Raw genomic sequence first — 19,684 nt, 5'->3', positions numbered from 1 at the left:
TAATGTCTTGTATAACTTATTGTTTTTAATGATTTATATAATTAATTTCAAATTCTTCTTGTTATCTGAGCTTGAAACTTTCAGGTTTTATCCCCATTTGATTACCATCTTCCGATTTTACATATCTGAACTGGATTTAGATTGAGGTAATAAATGAGCATGAAAGATCAGGAAACCCGTGGATTTCAGTCTGAAGTCAAACAACTATTGCAATTGATGATCCACTCTCTCTATTCCAATAAAGAAATTTTTCTCCGCGAGCTGATTTCAAACGCATCAGATGCCGCTGATAAATTACGCTTCCGGGCGTTATCTGCGCCTGAATTGTACGAGAATGATGCTGAACTGCGCGTTCGTCTGGCTTTAGATCAAGAGAAGAAAACCATTACCATCAGCGATAATGGTATTGGTATGACCCGTGATGAAGTGATCGATAATCTGGGAACGATTGCAAAGTCCGGTACTAAGGCATTTCTTGAATCTATCGGTTCTGACCAGGCTAAAGATAGCCAGTTGATTGGACAATTTGGTGTTGGTTTTTACTCCTCCTTTATTGTTGCTGATAAAGTGACCGTACGTACCCGTGCGGCAGGTGCGAAGACAGAACAAGGTGTATTCTGGGAATCGACCGGTGAAGGTGATTACACTGTTGCAGATATTGAAAAGACAGATCGTGGTACAGAAATTACTCTGCATCTGCGCGAGGGGGAAAGCGAGTTCCTTAACGACTGGCGTCTACGTTCTATCATTGGCAAATATTCTGATCACATTGCTTTGCCTGTTGAAATTGAAACCCAAACTAAAAACGAAGAAGACGATTCAGTTACTGTCGCATGGGAAAAAATCAATAAAGCTCAAGCCTTGTGGACTCGTGGTAAAGCTGAAATCAGCGATGATGAGTATAAAGAATTCTATAAACACATCTCTCATGATTTCACTGATCCTCTGAGCTGGAGCCACAATCGTGTTGAAGGTAAGCAGGAATACACCAGCTTACTGTATATTCCTTCTCAAGCCCCATGGGATTTGTGGAACCGTGAACATAAACATGGCTTGAAACTGTATGTGCAGCGTGTATTCATCATGGATGAAGCAGAACAATTCATGCCAAATTATCTGCGTTTTGTCCGTGGTCTGATTGATTCCAACGATCTGCCATTGAACGTTTCTCGAGAAATTCTGCAAGATAGTTCAATCACCCGTAATCTGCGCAGTGCATTGACTAAACGTGTATTGCAAATGTTGGATAAACTGGCAAAAGATGACGCAGAGAAATATCAGACTTTCTGGCAGCAGTTTGGTCTGGTGTTGAAAGAAGGCCCGGCTGAGGATGGCGGAAACAAAGAAGCTATCGCTAAATTACTGCGTTTTGCAACCACTTACAATGACAGCTCATCACAAACTGTTTCTCTGGAAGAATACATCAGCCGCTTGGCTGAAGGTCAGGAAAAGATTTACTACATTACGGCTGATAGTTATGCTGCGGCGAAGAATAGCCCACATCTGGAACTGTTCCGTAAGAAAGGCATTGAAGTTCTGTTGTTGTCCGACCGTATTGATGAATGGATGATGAGCTATCTGACTGAGTTCGATGGTAAATCATTCCAGTCAGTTAGTAAGGCTGATGAATCCCTTGATAAACTGGCTGATGAGAACAAAGCCGAGCAGGAAGAAGAAGATAAGAAACTAGAGCCATTTATTGAACGCGTGAAGACACTGCTTGGTGAACGTGTGAAAGAAGTTAAACTGACTCATCGATTGACTGATACTCCGGCGATAGTCACCACTGATGCCAACGGAATGACGACTCAAATGGCAAAACTGTTTGCAGCAGCAGGCCAGTCAGTGCCAGAAGTTAGTTATAACTTTGAACTGAACCCGGAACATAATTTGGTGAAAAGAGCGGCTGACATTCAGGATGATGCTCAGTTTGCTGACTGGATAGAATTACTGCTGGATCAGGCGCTGTTTGCTGAACGTGGAACATTGAATGATCCAAACCAATTCATTCGTCGTATGAATCAATTATTATTAGCTGAACAAGCGTAATTTCGCTGAAATTATGACAATAAACCACGCTTCAACCGAAAATTGAGCGTGGTTTATTTTTTGATGAAAGCGAAAACGTTTACCTGTTTTCTTGAGCCATCCCCCATTCCAATGGTATGGTGGTTCGTTTTCTTTTAAAAATACGAAAAGCAAATAGCAAGGGGATTTACGCGATGCGTATTATTCTGCTGGGCGCGCCAGGCGCCGGTAAGGGGACTCAGGCGCAATTTATCATGGAGAAATTTGGGATCCCCCAGATTTCAACAGGTGACATGTTGCGTGCCGCAGTAAAGGCAGGCACCGAGTTAGGTTTGAAAGCAAAAGAATTGATGGATAATGGCAAACTGGTCACTGACGAGCTGGTGATTGCCTTGGTTAAAGAGCGCATCAAACAAGATGATTGCCGTAATGGATTCTTGTTGGATGGGTTTCCACGTACCATTCCTCAGGCTGATGCTATGAAAGAAGCGGGTATCAAGGTTGATTATGTGCTGGAGTTTGATGTTCCAGACGAAATTATCGTTGAACGCATTATTGGTCGTCGTGTACATGCACCATCAGGCCGTGTTTACCATATCAAATTCAATCCACCAAAAGTGGAAAACCACGACGACATTACAGGCGAAGAATTGACCATTCGTAAAGACGATCAGAAAGATACAGTTCATAAACGCCTGGTTGAATACCATGCACAAACAGCACCTTTGGTTTCTTATTACCAACAAGAAGCTCAGAACGGTAATACAAAATACTTCAAACTTGATGGAACCCGTCAGGTGTCTGAAGTCAGCGAAGAATTAGCCAGAATTCTGGGTTAATCATACAGTCGGTTCTTGATTCATTTTAATCCTGAACTGCCAGAGCGGGCGGTGTGAATACCGCCTGACTTTTACCTCATATACCATGAGACTCTCGCCCCATAAAATGTAATATGTGACTATCATAGTGTTTTATTTTAGATTACCAGTCATTTTGATGGAGTGTTGAGGAATGAGTAATCGCAATTATGGTGTTCTATTGGTCAATCTTGGCACGCCAGATGAACCTACACCAGCAGCAATCAGACGTTATTTGGCGAAATTCTTAAGTGACCGACGGGTGGTAGATATCCCTGCATTGATTTGGAAGCCATTCTTACACGGTGTTATTCTTCCCTTCCGTTCTTCCCGTGTCGCTAAACTATACGAAGAAATCTGGACAGAAGAGGGATCTCCTTTACTGGCTTATAGTATTCGTCAACAAAAACGCTTGAGTGAAAAGCTGAGTAATATTCCTGTGGTTCTGGGGATGACTTATGGCTTACCTTCTTTACCTCAGGCAGTAGATACTTTGTTACAGCAAGGTGTTGATCATTTCATCATACTTCCTCTTTATCCCCAATATTCCAGTACAACATCGGCAGCTGTATTTGATAGTATCAGCAAAATATTGCAGGGATATCGTACTATTCCTCATCTGCATTTTATCCGTGGTTATGCAAGGCACCCTGCTTACATTGCTGCGCTAAAGGAAATAGTAGAGCAAAGTTTTGAAAAACATGGTCAGCCTGACCGCCTTATTCTTTCTTACCATGGAATTCCTGAACGTCTGGTGAAAATGGGGGATATTTATCCAAAAGATTGCCTGGCAACGACTGAGCTTTTGTCGCAAATGTTGGATTATCCGGCAGATAGAATTATGATGACCTACCAATCACGTTTTGGTCGTTTGCCGTGGTTAACACCCTTCACGGATAAGACAATGGCATCGCTGCCAAAACAAGGTGTGAAACATGTTCAGGTATTATGTCCGGGGTTTGCATCTGATTGCCTTGAGACATTGGAAGAAATTAAGCAACAGAATAAAGTTGTTTTTTTGGGTTCAGGTGGGAAAAAGTTTGAGTATATACCTGCACTTAACGATAATGAGGCACACATTTCGCTGTTCGAACAATTGATCAATAACATCGTCAGGTAATGAATTATTGGCAATCATGGATTGTTATCGGACTCCATGCTGGTAAACCCTTAGTTGATATGTATATTTTTGCTTATAGTTAACCAGCATATGTTTTGCGAGTTGTGTGATTTTTAAGGATATTGCTTCAAAATCAAAAGAATCCGTGAGTGGGAGCAGAAACTCGGCGGGCAACAATTGAGAAGCAAAATTATTTTGGATTGGAAATGTAGATAATGAGTAAGAAACCAGTTAAGCACGCAGATTTTTATGAGGAGCATGCAGATTATTATCATTCAAGGCAACAAGAAGATGAAATTGATCTGTTTGAATTGTTTTCCGTAATCTTTCAATCAAAATATTTGATTATTGCAGTATCCTTTGTATTTGCAGTAATTGGCTTTGGTATTGCATCATTCTTGCCACAAAAATGGACCAGTACGGCTGCGATGGTGCAACCAGGGTTGGAAGAGTTTCAGCCATTAAAAAACGTATTAACAGAGCTGCATGTTCTTAATCTTGAACCAAAGCTGACAGAAGAGTCGTTATATAAGCGTTTTGTTGAAAACTATAATTCACGTGTATTACGTGAAGAGTATTTGGTGGATACTGATTATTTCCGAGCACTGCTTGCCAGTAAAGACGAGATTACTGCACAGAGCAAAAGAGGCCTGATCGAACAGATTGTAAATAAAAATATTTCCTCTTCCGTGCCTAAAAAAGATAAAGATGATGAGTCTTATGAAACAACGCTCTCTTTTAGTGCCGGTACAGCGGAAGATTCTTACAAATTATTATCTGGCTATATCAAATTTGTCTCTTCAGTTGTGCGGGATCAGGTGAAAGATGAACTGGATGATATGGTGCATCAGAAGCTGGTTTACTCGAAAAAACTCTATGAGATCGATTTGGCTCGTATCACCAATATGCGTGCTACAGATATTGAACGATTGAAGTATGCGATTTCCATCGCCAACTCTGCGGGTGTCAAAAAACCAGTCTCTAATGGTGGCTCTATCATTAAGGATGATCCAGATTATTCAATTGCATTAGGTTCCGATGCGTTGCAACGAAAATTGCAGATTACTGAAGGAATCACCGATTCAACAATGATAGATGCGGATTTGCGTAACCGTCTTTTGTATATCAAGAATCTGGGAACTGTAAATATTGATAAACTTGATTTCCAGCCATTCAGATATATGCAGGAGCCTTATGAGCCAACAACGAAAGATTCACCTAAACGTCTGTTGATTCTGGTTGGTGCTGGCTTTATTGGCTTTATCCTGTCCATTATGTTTGTCCTGATGCGCCATATGGTGCGTAGTCGTCAGAAGCAGCAAACAGCTTAATATGTTTTATAAACCAATATTTTTTAGGGACTTATAATAACCGTAATTTTAGCGGCTAATGTTGTAATAACGTTGGCCGCTTTTCTTTATGGATACCATTTATGAACATCAGGTTTTTTGTTTCACTGTAGTATTGTGCCAAATGGGATTATGCTAATATGCCGCATGTTTTGGCTCTATAGCAGCAATCAATTATGAAATTCCCCGGTAAGCGTAAATCTAAACACTATTTTCCTGTCAGCCTCAGAGATCCTCTACTCCAGCCCATCAAAGAGATGATGGATACTGAAAATAATCGGGCCTATGTTGTTGGTATTGACCAAATATTGGTAGATATTGAAGCGAAAGTAGATGAAAGTTTTATTCAACGCTATAACCTGAGCCAAGGGCATTCATTAGTTATTGAGGATGATGTGGCTGAGGCACTCTATAATGAGTTAGCAGAAAATAACTTGATCAACCATCAGTTTGCAGGTGGAACTATCGGTAATACTTTGCACAATTACTCTGTTTTAGCTGATGACAAATCCGTATTACTTGGCACTATGTGCAATAACATCCAAATTGGCAGTTACGCCTATTGTTATCTCTGCAATACTTCCAGCCGTATGGATTTAAATCATCTTCAGGGGGTTAATGGTCCAATTGGCCGTTGTTTCACTTTGATAACTGAAAATGGTGAAAGAACATTCGCTATCAGCCCAGGATTAATGAATCAACTCAGTCCAGAAAATATTCCTGAACATATTATTGCGGAAGCATCGGCATTGATAATTACAGCCTATTTGGTACGTTGTAAGCCAGGTGAACCTATGCCGGAAGCGACGATGAAAGCTATCGAATATGCGAAAAAGCATAATGTCCCTGTTGTACTGACATTAGGAACTAAATACGTCATTGCTGATGATCCTCAATGGTGGCGTGATTTTCTGGCAGAGCACGTTTCTGTAGTAGCTATGAATGAGGATGAAGCTCAGGAACTGACTGGTTTTAGTGATCCTCTGCTGGCGGCAGATATGGTTTTGAATTGGGTGGATCTCGTATTGTGTACTGCCGGGCCAGCTGGATTATATATGGCGGGTTACACTGAAGAAGAGCATAAACGTCAGACTTCACATCCATTATTGCCGGGTGCAATTGCTGAATTCAATCGTTTTGAGTTTAGCCGCGCGATGCGTCAGGCTGATTGTCAGAGTCCAATGCGGGTCTATTCTCATATTGAGCCATATATGGGAGGGCCTGAGAAGATTATGAACACTAATGGAGCAGGAGATGGTGCATTGTCTGCATTGCTGCATGATATTACGGCCAATAGTTATCACCGCATGAATGTTCCTAATTCCAGCAAACATATGCGCTCTTATTTGACATATTCTTCTTTGGCTCAGGTATGTAAGTATGCGAATAGAGTGAGTTATCAGGTATTGAGCCAGCATGCTCCGCGCTTGACTCGTGGATTACCAGAAAAAGAAGATAGTCTCGAAGAAGCATACTGGGAACGTTAATAATTATTGCTCAGGAGTATCCCATTAATTTTACCGGGATACTCCATATTGCTAATAATTATGCTGCTGATGGATTGGTTGGTGAAAGTGATGATGGTGGAGTTATTGGGCAACCTGCATCATCTTCCGTTAGTACATTAGCCATAGTTTTGGCGATTTCATGTTCACCAATAATGATGTGATTGGCACCGCGTTCTGTAATGTAAGTGACTTCATCGTCATAATGAGCACGGACGATGATATTGATATCTGGTCTCATTTCCCGCGCATTTTCGACAATTTTACCCGCTTCATAACCATTTGGAATGGTCAGGAATAGTGTACAAGCGCAATCCAGTCTTGCTAATGTCATGATATCTTTTTTGGCCGCATTACCCATTACGGCACTGATGCCAGCTTCTCCTAACTCTTCAAATCCGGCACGTGTATCTTCAATGGCTACCAAGGGAAAATTTCTTTCTTGCAGATATTGGCAAAGCAGACGACCAACCCGGCCATATCCCACGACAATGGCATGACCACAAATATTGACAGGGATCTGAGTTTCTTCTTCTAATGTTTCTTCCAACAGCTGCTCTTCAATGGTTTCTGTTTTTTCCAGATAGCGATCCAGCAGGCTGAATAAAACTGGATTCAACATAATAGAAAGAATGGCTCCTGCAAGTATAAGATTACGAGCATCTTCATCCAACATGCCTAAAGTTACTCCGAGCCCTGCCAGAATAAAGGCAAACTCGCCAATTTGGGCCAGGCTGACGGAAATTGTCAGCGCAGTACGTCGCGAATGACCAAAGATCTTGACCAACAACATAGCGGCGGCTGATTTGCCAATAATGATAATGGCAAGGGTTCCTAAAATGGCAATTGGCTGTTGTAATAGGATCATTGGGTCAAACAACATGCCTACGGACACAAAGAATAGAACTGCAAAAGCGTCTCTGAGAGGCAAAGTATCTTGTGCCGCACGATGACTCAATTCTGATTCATTCAGCACCATGCCGGCAAAAAATGCTCCTAATGCAAATGAGACATCAAACAGTGTCACGGCACCATAGGCGACCCCTAATGCGATGGTAAGGACTGCAAGGGTAAATAATTCACGGGAGCCTGTACCGGCTGTTCTCGCTAAAAGCCAGGGGATAAGACGGCGGCCGACGAAAATCATCAATAAAATAAAGGCGACAACTTTGCCAATTGTAATAGCCAGTCCGAGCAGTAACTGACCTATATCTGCATTCTGATTATCTAAGATACCAGCAGATGCGGGTAGTAATACCAGAGTTAGTACCATTGCCAGATCTTCAACAATTAACCAGCCAATCGCAATCTGACCTCGTTGGCTATCAATGAGTTGACGCTCTTCCAGTGCTCTGAGAAGCACTACGGTACTGGCGGTTGACAGGCAGAGGCCAAAGACAATCCCACTGAATAATCCCCAGCCAAGTAGTTTTGATAAGCCGACTCCCAGAACGGTTGCAACGGCTATCTGTGCAATAGCACCTGGGATTGCAATTGATTTTACGGCTAATAAGTCTTTGAGTGAAAAATGCAGGCCGACACCAAACATCAGTAAGATCACGCCAATTTCTGAAAGTTCGGGTGCCAGAGAAGTATCGGCAACAAAACCAGGTGTAAAAGGTCCGGCGAGTACACCTGCCATAAGATAGCCTACTAAAGGCGAGATTCTCAGGCGCTGTGCAAACATACCGAGCAGATAGGCGAGAAGAAAACCGCCAACAATAGTCGTGATTAGAGGTGTCGAATGCTCCATCAAGGCTCCTTCTAGGTTAGATTGTTATAGATTGTATTATTAGGTGAGGTAATAATTTATTTTACAAATAATTTAAGGTAATTGCTTGAAAAATATTCTTTTATATGGAAATGCAGGCGATCTACATAAATATTATTGTAATGGTATTTTATGTAGATCTTTTCATTATTTACTCATGTTTACAAAGAGAAGTGATATTAAGAAAATAATATTTTTTAGTATCTTGTACTATTTTTCTCATTCTTCTTTTCTATATTTGGCAAGAATAGGGTAAAAATACCAAGAAGTGGTAAAAAAGCACAAATTTTGTAAACTGATTCTATGTTGGTTTTATCTGCTACATAGCCAAGTACTGCTGCACCGATGCCTCCCATACCAAATGCCAGCCCAAAGAATAAGCCCGCAACCATGCCTGTTTTGCCGGGGATCAATTCTTGTGCATAGACCAGAATGGCAGAAAATGCAGATGCCAGTATCAGACCGATAATAACGCTGAGAGCACCTGTCCAGAATAGCGATACATAAGGTAATAACAGAGTAAAAGGGGCAACGCCCAGGATAGATCCCCAGATGACATATTTACGGCCAATCTTATCACCGATTGGGCCACCAATAATCGTGCCTGTAGCCACAGCAAACAAAAATACAAAGAGATGAATCTGCGCACTTTGTACGGAAATACCGAATTTTTGGATCAGGTAAAAGGTGTAATAACTGCTGATACTGGTGAGATAGAAATACTTTGAGAAAATTAGTACCAGAAGAATGATGAATGAACGGATAATAATTTTTTTAGAGAGGCGGGGATGGGGGAGCGTATTGGATATATGGCGTGAAGTGGCATGGTACTGCATTTTGTACCACTGACTGACTTGTAACAAAATGATGATAGCCAACAGGGCCGCCAGAGAAAACCACCCCACATTGCCTTTACCATAAGGTGCTATGATGATAGCCGCTAACAGAGGGCCAAGTGCACTGCCCAGATTTCCACCTACCTGAAATAAGGATTGAGCTAATCCAAGACGGCCACCCGAAGCCATTCGAGCAACCCGTGATGATTCAGGATGAAAAACAGATGAACCTGTGCCGACTAGTGCCGCGGCCAATAATATAATAGGAAAACTGTCTGCGTAGGCTAATAAAAGTAATCCGGATAGCGTAAACCCCATCCCGATAGGGAGTGAGTAAGGTTGAGGGTGTTTATCTGTATATAAGCCGATGAGAGGTTGTAGTAAGGATGCAGTAACCTGATAAGTCAGAGTGATCATTCCGATCTGGATAAAGCTAAGGGTAAATTCAGACTGCAATAGTGGGTAAATTGCTAAAATGAGCGATTGGATCATATCATTCAGGAGATGAGATAAGCTGATCGCACCCAGTATTGAGAAAGCAGTTCCCTGTGTTTTTTTCCGCGGATCTGATAATAAGATAGTCTTATTTTGCCTAATTTTGTTCATTATTTCACCCAGTCTCACCTACGTTGTGGTGGTGTTGAATTGTCATTTAATTGTTACGCCTTAATACATATTAACTTCCTAATAAAATCTTCGCTTATCTTGATATAATTTGATGCTTATCGCAAAAAAATGAAATAACACTCTATTTAATAGCCTGATTATGTAATCTTGATCGAAAAAACACCGTGTCTAACGTCGTGTCGTTATTCCATTCTGTGGTGAATATGTACTTATTCTAGTAAGGTTTCTTGTTATAAAAAAGTAACATGCCTTAAACGGGGTAGGTTTCAACATTCTTGAAAACTAATAACAGATTTATTTAAGGAACATGGAGATACCCGATGAAATTTTCATTTAAAGCGTCAGTATGTGCCCTAGTTGTTTCTCTGTCATTGTCACCGATGATCGCATCTGCTTGGGAAAAGGATAAAACGTACGATATTACAATCCTGCATACCAATGATCATCATGGTCACTTTTGGCAGAATGATCATGGAGAGTATGGTCTGGCAGCTCAAAAAACCGTAGTGGATTCTATCCGTCAGGAAGTTGCTAAAAAAGGCGGCAGTGTATTGTTGTTATCTGGCGGGGATATCAACACTGGTGTTCCTGAATCGGATATGCAGGATGCTGAGCCGGATTTTAAAGGAATGAATCTAGTGGGTTATGACGCGATGGCGTTGGGAAACCATGAATTCGATAAACCTTTGAATGTGCTCTATCAACAGGGAAAATGGGCGACTTTCCCATTCTTGTCAGCGAATATTTATCAAACCAGTACCGGCAAGCGCTTATTTAAGCCATATGTGATATTCGATAAGCAAGCTGTGAAGATTGCGGTTATTGGTTTAACTACTGATGATACAGCTAAAATAGGTAATCCGGCTAATTTCCCTGATGTGGAATTCCGTATACCTGCCGAAGAAGCAAAAAAAGTCATTGATGAACTGAAGAAGAGTGAAAAGCCGGATGTCATTATTGCAGCAACCCACATGGGGCACTACGACGACGGTCATCATGGCACGAATGCGCCTGGTGATGTGGAAATGGCACGTAGTTTACCTGCTGGTTATTTAAATATGATTGTGGGTGGACATTCACAAGATCCGGTTTGTATGTCTGCGGAAAATAAAAACTATAAACAGGTGAATTATGTCCCTGGAACTCCTTGTTCTCCGGATCGTCAAAATGGGACATGGATTGTTCAGGCACATGAGTGGGGAAAATATGTTGGTCGGGCTGATTTCCAGTTTCGCAATGGTGAATTTAAGCTAGTTCACTATCAATTGATTCCCATCAATTTAAATAAAAGGGTCAAAAAAGAAGACGGGAGCACAGAGCGTGTTTACTACACTCACCAAATTCCTCAAAACTCTGAAATGCTGAAATTGTTGACACCTTATCAGGATAAAGGGGATCAGAAATTAGGTGTCAAAATTGGATCTGTTGACGGTCAATTGGAGGGCGATCGCAGCAAAGTTCGTTTTATACAGACCAATATGGCTCACCTCGTGCTGGCAGCACAAATGGAACGGGCAAACGCTGATTTTGCTGTGATGAGTGGAGGAGGGATCCGGGATTCTATTGAAGCTGGGGATATCACTTATAAAGATGTATTAAAAGTTCATCCATTTTCTAATCAATTGGTTTATGTAGACTTCAAAGGAAGTGAAGTTCTGCCTTATTTGACTGCTGCTGCGAATATGGAAGCTGATTCTGGTGCTTATGGTCAGTTCTACAATGTCAGTTTTGTGAAAGATGGTAAAAATATCAGTGATGTCAAAATTGGTGGAAAACCACTGGATCTGAATAAAACTTACCGGATGGCAACGTTGAACTTCAATGCTATCGGTGGTGACGGCTATCCGCGAGTTGATGATTTACCGGGATATGTTAATACCGGTTTTGTCGATGCAGAAGTATTAAAAGGATACATTGAGAAACACTCTCCGCTGAAAGTGGCGGACTATGAACCGAACGGCGAAATTGCTCACAAATGATAATTGGTAAAGATTAATTATTGGTAAAAAAGACCATCGTAAGATAGATGGTCTTTTACTTACTATTGGAAACGGTGATAAATAAGCTAAAATAGGAATGGTTGAAAATAAATAGTTATCTAATTATTGAATATCATGGTTATCAGTGAATTTTTTCCTCCTTCTTTTTCCGATAGTTTTTTAAATCCATGTTTCAAGTATAATGCTATGAGTTTAGGATTGTTTTCACATTCCAAGGCAATAACTCTTCCTCCAATTAGAATTTTTGCTGTGTTAATAATATTCCTTATATAAAGAAAAATATCTTCGAATTTTATTGGTTTTTGATTGAATAAAAAGTTCTTTGCTATTTGGCCGATTAAGTAAACTTTTATCGTATTAGCGTTTTTACTGATGCCATTGAGTTTCCTGATTTTTGTTTTTGAAATAGAAAATGAATATGCTCTCAGCTCCTTAAAAATCAATGAAAAATAAGCAAAAATTAGCCCTTTTTCATTTAAAATTAAGTTACTTGAAAGGGTAAATAATATTGTTTTTGCTATATGGGAAGTATATCGGCATTAGATAATTGAACAAGGCCCTGTTTTCAAGAAAACAGAGCCAGCTCGAAAAATTCAGTGGTAATTACAATTAGTTTTCAAATTTTGGCAATATCAGCAAATGGACAATTAAGTAGTTGGCTCAAATCAGTCGGTGCCAGTTCAATATCCAGGCCACGTTTACCACCAGAGATAAACAGAGTCGGGAGGCTTTGGGCCTGACTGTCAATGACAGTAGGAAGACGCTTTTTTTGTCCTAATGGGCTGATGCCACCCACCAGGTAGCCTGTCACTTTTTGTGCCAACTGTGGATCAGCCATATCAGCTTTTTTCGCTTTAAATACTTTGGCGATTTTTTTTAAATCCAGTTGTCCCGCGACCGGAGTAACAGCAACAGCCCAATTTTTAGGATCACCATTCAATGAAACTAAGAGGGTTTTAAAAACCTGCTTAGCATCTAACCCAAGTTTTTTAACCACTTCATCACCGAAATTATATTCATTAACATCATGTTCATAAGGATGAAGTTTGAAATTAATTTTGTGTTTTTCCAGTAGAGTAACAGCAGGAGTCATGTCGTATTTCCTGTAAAATTATCTGTATAAATAGTAACTATTAGAAATAGTTTTTATTCCTGTTCTTGTAATGGTTATTGTTGTAACAGTTTCAGTAAATTGTTTTCACCATGGAGATGTAATGCTCCGACAGCTACTAAATATTTTCCTGCGGGTAAGTCATGTAATTGTTCACTCCATTGGCGGTTACGTTCAGTCATCAAGGTCTGGTAAATAACTTCACAGAAAGTCTGTGGTAATGCTTCATTTGTTTGGTTTGGTTTGTAATTCATCCACCAGCTAATCATTGTTTGTAAAGCACGGGCGTTAGTATGCCAGTGAACCAGAGTATCCTCTAGCAGAGAGATGCCACCATTCGGTAGTTTGGCGAGTAAATTAACCTGAGTATCGGTTCCTTCCAGCTCGATAATATTTTTATCAATGGCCCTTGCACTACTCAGTAGTTGAAAATCAATGCCGTATTGGGGACGCAATCCTAAGTATTGAGCCTGAGCGGCCTGTAGGATCAGGGCTACTTGCCATGAAGGTAATGGATCCAGTGACTCTACCGGGTGTTGGATCTCGTGGCAGTACTGCTGTAAGACACCAAAATGTTCAGCTGATAAACGTTGTGACAGTATGACCTGTTCAGGAAATATTTTTCCGAATGGTGAACCAGATTGGGTGATATCTGCTTCGACAATCAAAGAATCGCACTGCTCCAGTTGTTCCAACAGGATTTCAGAAAGTGGATACATATTTTCTGTACCCATATGGATACTACCAACAATATGTAATTGTCTATTTTTCGGCAGAGTAACGTCAAAAGCAGGATAGGGGTAATATCGTTGGGAATTCAGGCCTAATACATTGCTGAGATATGTCATTAGTTTTCCCATACTACATACTCCGGTAATTGGCGTGAATGGGTATGCTAACGCGTTAAAGGTTAACAAGAAAGTGATAAATGAAAAGCTAAACTCGGCGTTGTTTAGCTTTTCGATGTCTGCATGATTAATGTGGAATATCAGCGTTTAGTTTTAAAGTACAGTAACCGATTGGCATTACTGACCACAGTAATTGAAGAGAGAGCCATGGCAGCTCCGGCAATTACTGGATTCAATAATGTTCCGGTTAGGGGGTAGAGAATACCTGCTGCAATCGGGATACCCAGCGTATTATAGATGAATGCGCCAAATAAATTTTGTTTCATATTACGCAATGTGCCCTTGGACAATTCAACTGCGTCGGCAACACCATGCAGGCTATGTTGCATCAGGGTAATTGACGCAGTTTCAATGGCGATATCACTACCACTCCCCATGGCAATCCCCACATCTGCTTGTGCCAATGCAGGTGCATCATTGATGCCGTCACCAATCATGGCGACTTTCTTACCTTCAGACTGGAGATTCTGAATGGCTGCGGCTTTACCATCAGGTAGCACTCCTGCTATGACTTGATCAATACCAGCCTCTTTGGCTATAGCATTGGCTGTTACAGGATGATCACCTGTCAGCATGACTAAACGATAACCCTGAAGATGTAAGCGTTGCAGGGCGGAGACGGTATCCTGACGTAGTGGGTCACCTATTGAAAACAGAGCGGCCACTTTTCCGTCGACTGCCAGTATAACGGGAGTAGCACCTTTTTCTGCCTGTTTGTCCACCTGTGATTTAAATTCTGTTGTATCAATTTGATTTTGTTCGAGTAAGTTCAGATTTCCTAACAACAGTGTTGTATTACCAACATTCCCGCGTACACCAGTTCCGGCTAAAGTATGGAATTGTGTTACTTCAGGTAATTGTTGATCTTCAACTTGTTCACTTTCAACTTTCAGAAGAATGGCCTTTGCCAAAGGATGATTTGAACCGCTTTCCAGTGCACCAGCCCACAGTAATACTTGTTCTTCTGTGAATCCGTTGAAAGTTTGAATTTCAGTGATCTGTGGCATCCCTTCAGTCAATGTTCCCGTTTTATCGAAAACAAGGGTATCGAGCTGGCTGGCTTGTTGTAGGGCATCAGCATCACGTATCAGTACACCCAATTCTGCCGCTCTTCCGACACCGGAAATGATGGACATTGGTGTTGCCAGGCCGAGTGCACAAGGGCAGGCGATAATCAACACTGTGGTGATGATAACCAGTGAGTACATGATTTGGGGAGCCGGGCCGATGAAAAACCAAATTGCCCCCGCAATTAGTGCGATAGCAACGACAACAGGTACAAATATTGAGGATATTTTATCCGCCAATTGGCCGATTTCAGGTTTACTACTTTGTGCCTGACGTACCAGCTTGATAATTCTTGCCAAAGTGGTTTGGCTACCCACTGCTGAGGCTTTGAAGAGTACAGTTCCATCTTGTACTACAGTTCCCGCATGAACTGTATCGCCAATTGATTTTTGTTGAGGAACCGCTTCACCTGTCAGCATCGCTTCATCTAACCAGACTGTACCGTGGATGATTTCACCATCCACGGGAACTCGATCCCCTGTTACCAGCCGCAATGTCATATCAGGTTTAACATCAGCTAATGGCAAGGTTTTCTCACCACCTTCTATGATGATCCGGGCTGTTGGAGGTGTTAAATCCAACAATCGCTCAAGCGCTTTTGAGGAGCGTTGGCGTGCACGTTGCTCTAAGGCGTGTCCGAGATTAATTAAGCCAATAATCATAGCGCTGGCTTCATAATAAATGTGGCGCGCCTGAGGCGGGAAAATATCCGGCCATAAATTAACGCTGATAGAGTAGAGCCATGCGGCCCCCGTTCCTAGTGCAACTAATGTGTCCATTGTGGCACTGCCATTTTTCAGGCTTTGCCACGCATTGCGATAAAAATGTCCGCCAGCAAATATCATGACGGCAAGAGTAACCAGTCCGATGCTCAGCCAAATTGTATGGTTATCTGGGGTGAGCATCATATTGTCACCGATCATGCCCCAAATCATGACCGGAACCCCGACAGCCAGAGCGAGGGCTGACTGCCAGCGGAAACGGCGCATATTGGCCTGAGCAATTTGCTGCTGACGTTCCCGGCGCTCGGTTTCATCCAGAATGATTTCTGCGCCATAACCAGCTTTGATAACAGCATCGACCAGAGCATTGGGAGATGCTGTCCCCGTAACCAATGCACTTCTCTCTGCAAGGTTGACTTTGGCGTTTTCAACTCCTGTAACAGATTGCAGGGCTTTTTGTACTTTATTGACACAACTAGCACAGCTCATACCATCTAATAGAAGCTGGATACTATCATGGTCGTTTGAAGTGGATCGTATATCCGGAGTAGGATCTATTGCCGCTGCCAAAAACTCCGGTGTTTGTGAAGTAGATTCTGAGGCAGATGTTGTCAGCGGCTTATTTTTTGGGAAATAGGTTTCCCCTGCTAATTCAGCGTGATAACCCGTATCAGTAATGGCAGCAATCAATGTATCTGGAGTTACACTGCCGCTCACTTTAGCGTATTCAAGAGTGACTTCTGCTTGTTCAACACCGGGCAGATTTTCCAGTGCCTTTTTGACACTGCCGACACAGTGCATACAGGTCAAGCCCTGAAGTGCGAGAATGGTTGTTGTGGACATAATAAAATCTCCTGAAACAGAGTGATATACTTATCGTTATCCTTTTAGGCTAAACCTTCCTGCAAGGGGAAGGTCAAGGGGAAAATATGAATATCAGTGAAATTGCCCGTAAGACTGGTTTAACCAGCAAAGCTATTCGGTTTTATGAAGAGAAAGATCTGATTACTGTGCCGGAGCGGGGAGATAATGGCTATCGTTTTTACCAACAGAAGCATATTGATGAATTGATACTCTTACGTCAGGCAAGAGAAATAGGGTTTACGATTGAAGAGTGCCGGGAGTTATTACGGTTATCCCGTAATCCCAATCGTCACAGTGTAGATGTGAAAACAGCGACACTACAAAAAGTGGCTGAAATAGAAGAAAAAATTGTGAAATTACAGCAGATCAGGGAAAAGCTATTAGCGTTGGCTGCCGAATGTCCGGGAGATGATAGGGCAGATTGCCCTATCATTGAACAACTATCTGGTTGCTATGCCAATCACGATTGATGAGATACAGGCTTAACCTTTAATGTGATCCCGTCAACGGCAATGATTTCAACTTCGGTATTGGCAGTCAATTCGCTGTCACAATAAATGCGCCAACTGCCATCAGCCAGTTTGATACGCCCATAGCCATTTTCGGTATCTGCGATTAAACGAGCGTGCAGCCCAATTAACTGCTGATTTTTCTGATTGAGCATCTTATCGCTATTGCGCTGGCGGTAACGTAGCCAGCTACGCCACGCAATGGCAGAGAGTAGTGTCAAGGCAGCAAACAGAGTGCCTTGCAGCTCCCAGCTCATTTCAGGGAAAAGCCATGTGATCAGGGCGACAATTACGGCAGCGCTCCCTGTCCACAGCAAATATCCTCCTGTTCCCAGCAGCTCTGCAATTAATAGTAACCCACCAAAACAGAGCCAAAACCAGACTGGTTGAGTGGCAATCTGTTCAATCATAGTTAGTTATCCTGAAATAGTAGTTATCCTGAAATGGTCGTTTATACCGAGCCGTTATATATCCTACTTGCCCTTCTTGCTTTCATTGATCAACTCAGCAATGCCTCCTACAGCACCCATCAGATTACTGGCATCCAACGGCATCATGATCACTTTGCTGTTATTTGCTGTGCCAATGCTGGTCAGGGCATCGGTATATTTCTGAGCGACAAAGTAGTTAATCGCTTGCATATCACCGTCAGCAATAGCATCAGAGACCATTTTTGTTGCCCGTGCTTCTGCTTCTGCGGCACGCTCACGGGCTTCTGCTTGCAGGAATGCTGATTGACGTTCACCTTCTGCTTTCAGGATCTGAGACTGTTTTTCACCTTCAGCTTTCAGAATGGCTGCCTGACGAATACCTTCTGCTTCAAGAATATCTGCACGTTTGGTACGTTCAGCTTTCATTTGAGCATTCATTGCGGAAATCAATTCCTTAGGTGGACGTACATCGCGGATCTCAATACGGGTGATCTTCACCCCCCACGGGTTAGTGGCTTCATCAACGATTGTCAGTAAACGGCTGTTGATTGAATCGCGCTGAGACAACATTTCGTCCAGTTCCATTGAACCCAGAACAGTACGGAAGTTAGTCATGGTCAGGTTAATAATTGACAGTTCAAGATTGCTGACTTCATAGGCAGCACGTACCGGGTCGACAACCTGAATAAAGCAGACGGCATCAATGGTGACATTGGCGTTATCGCGGGAAATAACTTCTTGCGATGGGATATCCAGTACCTGCTCCATTATATTGATTCTACGGCCAATACGATCAATAAATGGTATTAGAATATGCAGCCCCGGGGTCAATGTTCGGGTATAGCGGCCGAAACGTTCTACTGTCCACTGATATCCTTGTGGAACGGTTTTCACACAAGTAAAGACGATGACAACCGCAATAATGATCAGAATGGGGACAGCCCCAAGAGAGAGTAAATCCATAATAATTCCTCTATTAGTTAATCATGGAATACAAAAAATCTCTGATTAATAGAGTAAGGAGTATACTTGACGACGATATTTAGATGCCAGTGCATCTCCGGCTCCGAGTGCAGAGATAATATCCATCAACGTTTTTTTCACTTCTCCATTGCTAGCAGAGAGATCTTTTTTCAGGAAACCTAACAGCAGTTCAAGGGCTTCTTCATTACGTCCGACTTCATGTAATTTCGATGCCAGTTGAATCGCAAGTTCTGCATTTTCTGGCTGTGTTGCCATTTCTTGCAGAAGCTTTTGAATTTCAGGTGAATCAGCAGCTTGTTTATGTGATTCAATGGCCATCAGCAAATCATGATAACGCTGATCCTGATTTTCCAATGGAATAGTTTCCAGTATCTTTTGGGCGTCTTCTAACTGATTGAGTGAAATATGGACTTCAGCCAAGAATAAACCCAGTTCAGTATCCTGCGGATCTGCCTGATATGCTTCTTTCAACAAAGGTAAGGCTTCCAGATTTTTGCCTTCAGCAAGCAATTCACTTGCTTGTTCCAACGGCGATTTTTCATGTTGCTGCAAAAGTTGGGCAAACATTTTTCTGATGTTTTCGTCTGTCTGTAACCCTTCAAAACCATGAACCGGGCGGGCCTCACGTACAAAAAGCACTGTTGGTACGGTACGTACACCAAATTGTGCAGAGATATGACTTAATTGATCGCAATTGACCTTAGCCAGAATAAATTGCCCCGCATATTCATGTACGAGCTTATCAAGAGTCACTTCTAACTCGTGACAATGGAGATCTTGTGGTGACCAGAAATAGAATACCACAAGCTGATTTAAGGACTGCTGAACAAGTGGAGCAATATTAGATTCATTGATGTGAACAATCTGAGCAGTGTTGCTGTTAGTATTCATTGTCGATTCCATGGGATGTCTCTCTTTAAGTGCGTTATCAGGCGATTGTCCCCTTCATTTTGCAAATATATGAATGGGTATATATGAACAATAGATAGGGATG

At 41.9% G+C, this 19,684-nt stretch carries 15 protein-coding genes; 7 read left to right on the top strand and 8 right to left on the bottom strand.

Annotated features, from left to right (window positions below; translation table 11 throughout):
- Window positions 1-159: 159 nt before the first annotated feature.
- The 5 genes from htpG (at window position 160) to Xbud_RS09275 (ending at window position 6,841) form a co-directional block, all read left to right on the top strand.
- A complete protein-coding gene (gene htpG / locus Xbud_RS09295) occupies window positions 160-2,049 on the top strand; it encodes a molecular chaperone HtpG (protein WP_169923053.1) in 1,890 nt (629 codons plus the stop codon).
- Window positions 2,050-2,222: 173 nt separating this feature from the next.
- Window positions 2,223-2,867 carry an adenylate kinase gene (adk, locus tag Xbud_RS09290; RefSeq protein ID WP_099135801.1) on the top strand — a complete coding sequence of 215 codons (645 nt, stop codon included), beginning with the start codon at window positions 2,223-2,225 and terminating at the stop codon, window positions 2,865-2,867.
- 172 nt (window positions 2,868-3,039) lie between these two features.
- Window positions 3,040-4,005, top strand: a complete 966-nt coding sequence (hemH, locus tag Xbud_RS09285) for a ferrochelatase (RefSeq protein WP_099135800.1) — start codon at window positions 3,040-3,042, stop codon at window positions 4,003-4,005.
- A 215-nt stretch (window positions 4,006-4,220) separates the two neighbouring features.
- A complete protein-coding gene (gene wzz(fepE) / locus Xbud_RS09280) occupies window positions 4,221-5,336 on the top strand; it encodes an LPS O-antigen length regulator Wzz(fepE) (RefSeq protein WP_099135799.1) in 1,116 nt (371 codons plus the stop codon).
- Between the two features lie 194 nt (window positions 5,337-5,530).
- On the top strand, window positions 5,531-6,841 hold the full coding sequence (locus Xbud_RS09275; protein ID WP_099135798.1) for an inosine/guanosine kinase: 1,311 nt from the start codon (window positions 5,531-5,533) through the stop codon (window positions 6,839-6,841).
- A 58-nt stretch (window positions 6,842-6,899) separates the two neighbouring features.
- On the opposite strand, the gene ybaL is transcribed toward Xbud_RS09275, so the two are convergent.
- Window positions 6,900-8,612 (bottom strand): YbaL family putative K(+) efflux transporter, encoded by a 1,713-nt coding sequence (gene ybaL, locus Xbud_RS09270; protein WP_099135797.1) that lies wholly within the window; start codon window positions 8,610-8,612, stop codon window positions 6,900-6,902.
- Between the two features lie 215 nt (window positions 8,613-8,827).
- Window positions 8,828-10,072 carry an MFS transporter gene (locus Xbud_RS09265; RefSeq protein ID WP_099135796.1) on the bottom strand — a complete coding sequence of 415 codons (1,245 nt, stop codon included), beginning with the start codon at window positions 10,070-10,072 and terminating at the stop codon, window positions 8,828-8,830.
- 341 nt (window positions 10,073-10,413) lie between these two features.
- Between Xbud_RS09265 and ushA the strand changes: the two genes are divergently transcribed.
- Window positions 10,414-12,072, top strand: coding sequence for a bifunctional UDP-sugar hydrolase/5'-nucleotidase UshA (gene ushA, locus Xbud_RS09260; RefSeq protein WP_099135795.1), 1,659 nt, complete (start codon window positions 10,414-10,416; stop codon window positions 12,070-12,072).
- Window positions 12,073-12,709: 637 nt separating this feature from the next.
- Here the strand turns inward: ushA and ybaK are convergent.
- The 3 genes from ybaK to copA all read right to left on the bottom strand — a co-directional run bounded on the left by ybaK (window position 12,710) and on the right by copA (window position 16,745).
- Window positions 12,710-13,186 (bottom strand): Cys-tRNA(Pro)/Cys-tRNA(Cys) deacylase YbaK, encoded by a 477-nt coding sequence (gene ybaK, locus Xbud_RS09250; protein WP_099135793.1) that lies wholly within the window; start codon window positions 13,184-13,186, stop codon window positions 12,710-12,712.
- Window positions 13,187-13,260: 74 nt separating this feature from the next.
- Window positions 13,261-14,064, bottom strand: a complete 804-nt coding sequence (locus tag Xbud_RS09245; protein ID WP_099135792.1) for a TraB/GumN family protein — start codon at window positions 14,062-14,064, stop codon at window positions 13,261-13,263.
- Between the two features lie 128 nt (window positions 14,065-14,192).
- A complete protein-coding gene (gene copA, locus Xbud_RS09240) occupies window positions 14,193-16,745 on the bottom strand; it encodes a copper-exporting P-type ATPase CopA (RefSeq protein WP_099135791.1) in 2,553 nt (850 codons plus the stop codon).
- An 86-nt stretch (window positions 16,746-16,831) separates the two neighbouring features.
- Here copA and cueR point away from each other — a divergent pair, with 86 nt between their 5' ends.
- Window positions 16,832-17,236 carry a Cu(I)-responsive transcriptional regulator gene (gene cueR, locus Xbud_RS09235; protein ID WP_099135790.1) on the top strand — a complete coding sequence of 135 codons (405 nt, stop codon included), beginning with the start codon at window positions 16,832-16,834 and terminating at the stop codon, window positions 17,234-17,236.
- Here the strand turns inward: cueR and Xbud_RS09230 are convergent.
- The 3 genes from Xbud_RS09230 to Xbud_RS09220 form a co-directional block, all read right to left on the bottom strand.
- Complete coding sequence (locus Xbud_RS09230) at window positions 17,227-17,685, bottom strand: NfeD family protein (protein WP_099135789.1); 459 nt, start codon at window positions 17,683-17,685, stop codon at window positions 17,227-17,229. The genes cueR and Xbud_RS09230 overlap by 10 nt on opposite strands.
- 63 nt (window positions 17,686-17,748) lie before the next feature.
- A complete protein-coding gene (locus Xbud_RS09225) occupies window positions 17,749-18,669 on the bottom strand; it encodes an SPFH domain-containing protein (RefSeq protein WP_099135788.1) in 921 nt (306 codons plus the stop codon).
- Between the two features lie 45 nt (window positions 18,670-18,714).
- Window positions 18,715-19,593 (bottom strand): co-chaperone YbbN, encoded by an 879-nt coding sequence (locus tag Xbud_RS09220; RefSeq protein WP_099135787.1) that lies wholly within the window; start codon window positions 19,591-19,593, stop codon window positions 18,715-18,717.
- Window positions 19,594-19,684 lie beyond the last annotated feature (91 nt).

The sequence above is a fragment of the Xenorhabdus budapestensis genome (assembly GCF_002632465.1).
GTDB classification, from domain to species: Bacteria; Pseudomonadota; Gammaproteobacteria; order Enterobacterales; family Enterobacteriaceae; genus Xenorhabdus; species Xenorhabdus budapestensis.
The sequence above is the reverse complement of the archived record's forward strand: the minus strand, read 5'-3'. Positions and strand labels throughout refer to the sequence as shown.

Excerpts from the sequence above, each read along its gene's own strand:
- htpG (WP_169923053.1), top strand. The coding sequence starts at position 160 with ATGAAAGATCAGGAAACCCGTGGATTTCAGTCTGAAGTCAAACAACTA.
- hemH (WP_099135800.1), top strand. The coding sequence starts at position 3,040 with ATGAGTAATCGCAATTATGGTGTTCTATTGGTCAATCTTGGCACGCCA.
- Xbud_RS09275 (WP_099135798.1), top strand. The coding sequence starts at position 5,531 with ATGAAATTCCCCGGTAAGCGTAAATCTAAACACTATTTTCCTGTCAGC.
- ushA (WP_099135795.1), top strand. The coding sequence starts at position 10,414 with ATGAAATTTTCATTTAAAGCGTCAGTATGTGCCCTAGTTGTTTCTCTG.
- cueR (WP_099135790.1), top strand. The coding sequence starts at position 16,832 with ATGAATATCAGTGAAATTGCCCGTAAGACTGGTTTAACCAGCAAAGCT.
- ybaL (WP_099135797.1), bottom strand. The coding sequence starts at position 8,612 with ATGGAGCATTCGACACCTCTAATCACGACTATTGTTGGCGGTTTTCTT.
- adk (WP_099135801.1), top strand. The coding sequence starts at position 2,223 with ATGCGTATTATTCTGCTGGGCGCGCCAGGCGCCGGTAAGGGGACTCAG.
- Xbud_RS09230 (WP_099135789.1), bottom strand. The coding sequence starts at position 17,685 with ATGATTGAACAGATTGCCACTCAACCAGTCTGGTTTTGGCTCTGTTTT.
- Xbud_RS09220 (WP_099135787.1), bottom strand. The coding sequence starts at position 19,593 with ATGGAATCGACAATGAATACTAACAGCAACACTGCTCAGATTGTTCAC.
- Xbud_RS09225 (WP_099135788.1), bottom strand. The coding sequence starts at position 18,669 with ATGGATTTACTCTCTCTTGGGGCTGTCCCCATTCTGATCATTATTGCG.
- copA (WP_099135791.1), bottom strand. The coding sequence starts at position 16,745 with ATGTCCACAACAACCATTCTCGCACTTCAGGGCTTGACCTGTATGCAC.
- Xbud_RS09265 (WP_099135796.1), bottom strand. The coding sequence starts at position 10,072 with ATGAACAAAATTAGGCAAAATAAGACTATCTTATTATCAGATCCGCGG.
- Xbud_RS09245 (WP_099135792.1), bottom strand. The coding sequence starts at position 14,064 with ATGGGAAAACTAATGACATATCTCAGCAATGTATTAGGCCTGAATTCC.
- ybaK (WP_099135793.1), bottom strand. The coding sequence starts at position 13,186 with ATGACTCCTGCTGTTACTCTACTGGAAAAACACAAAATTAATTTCAAA.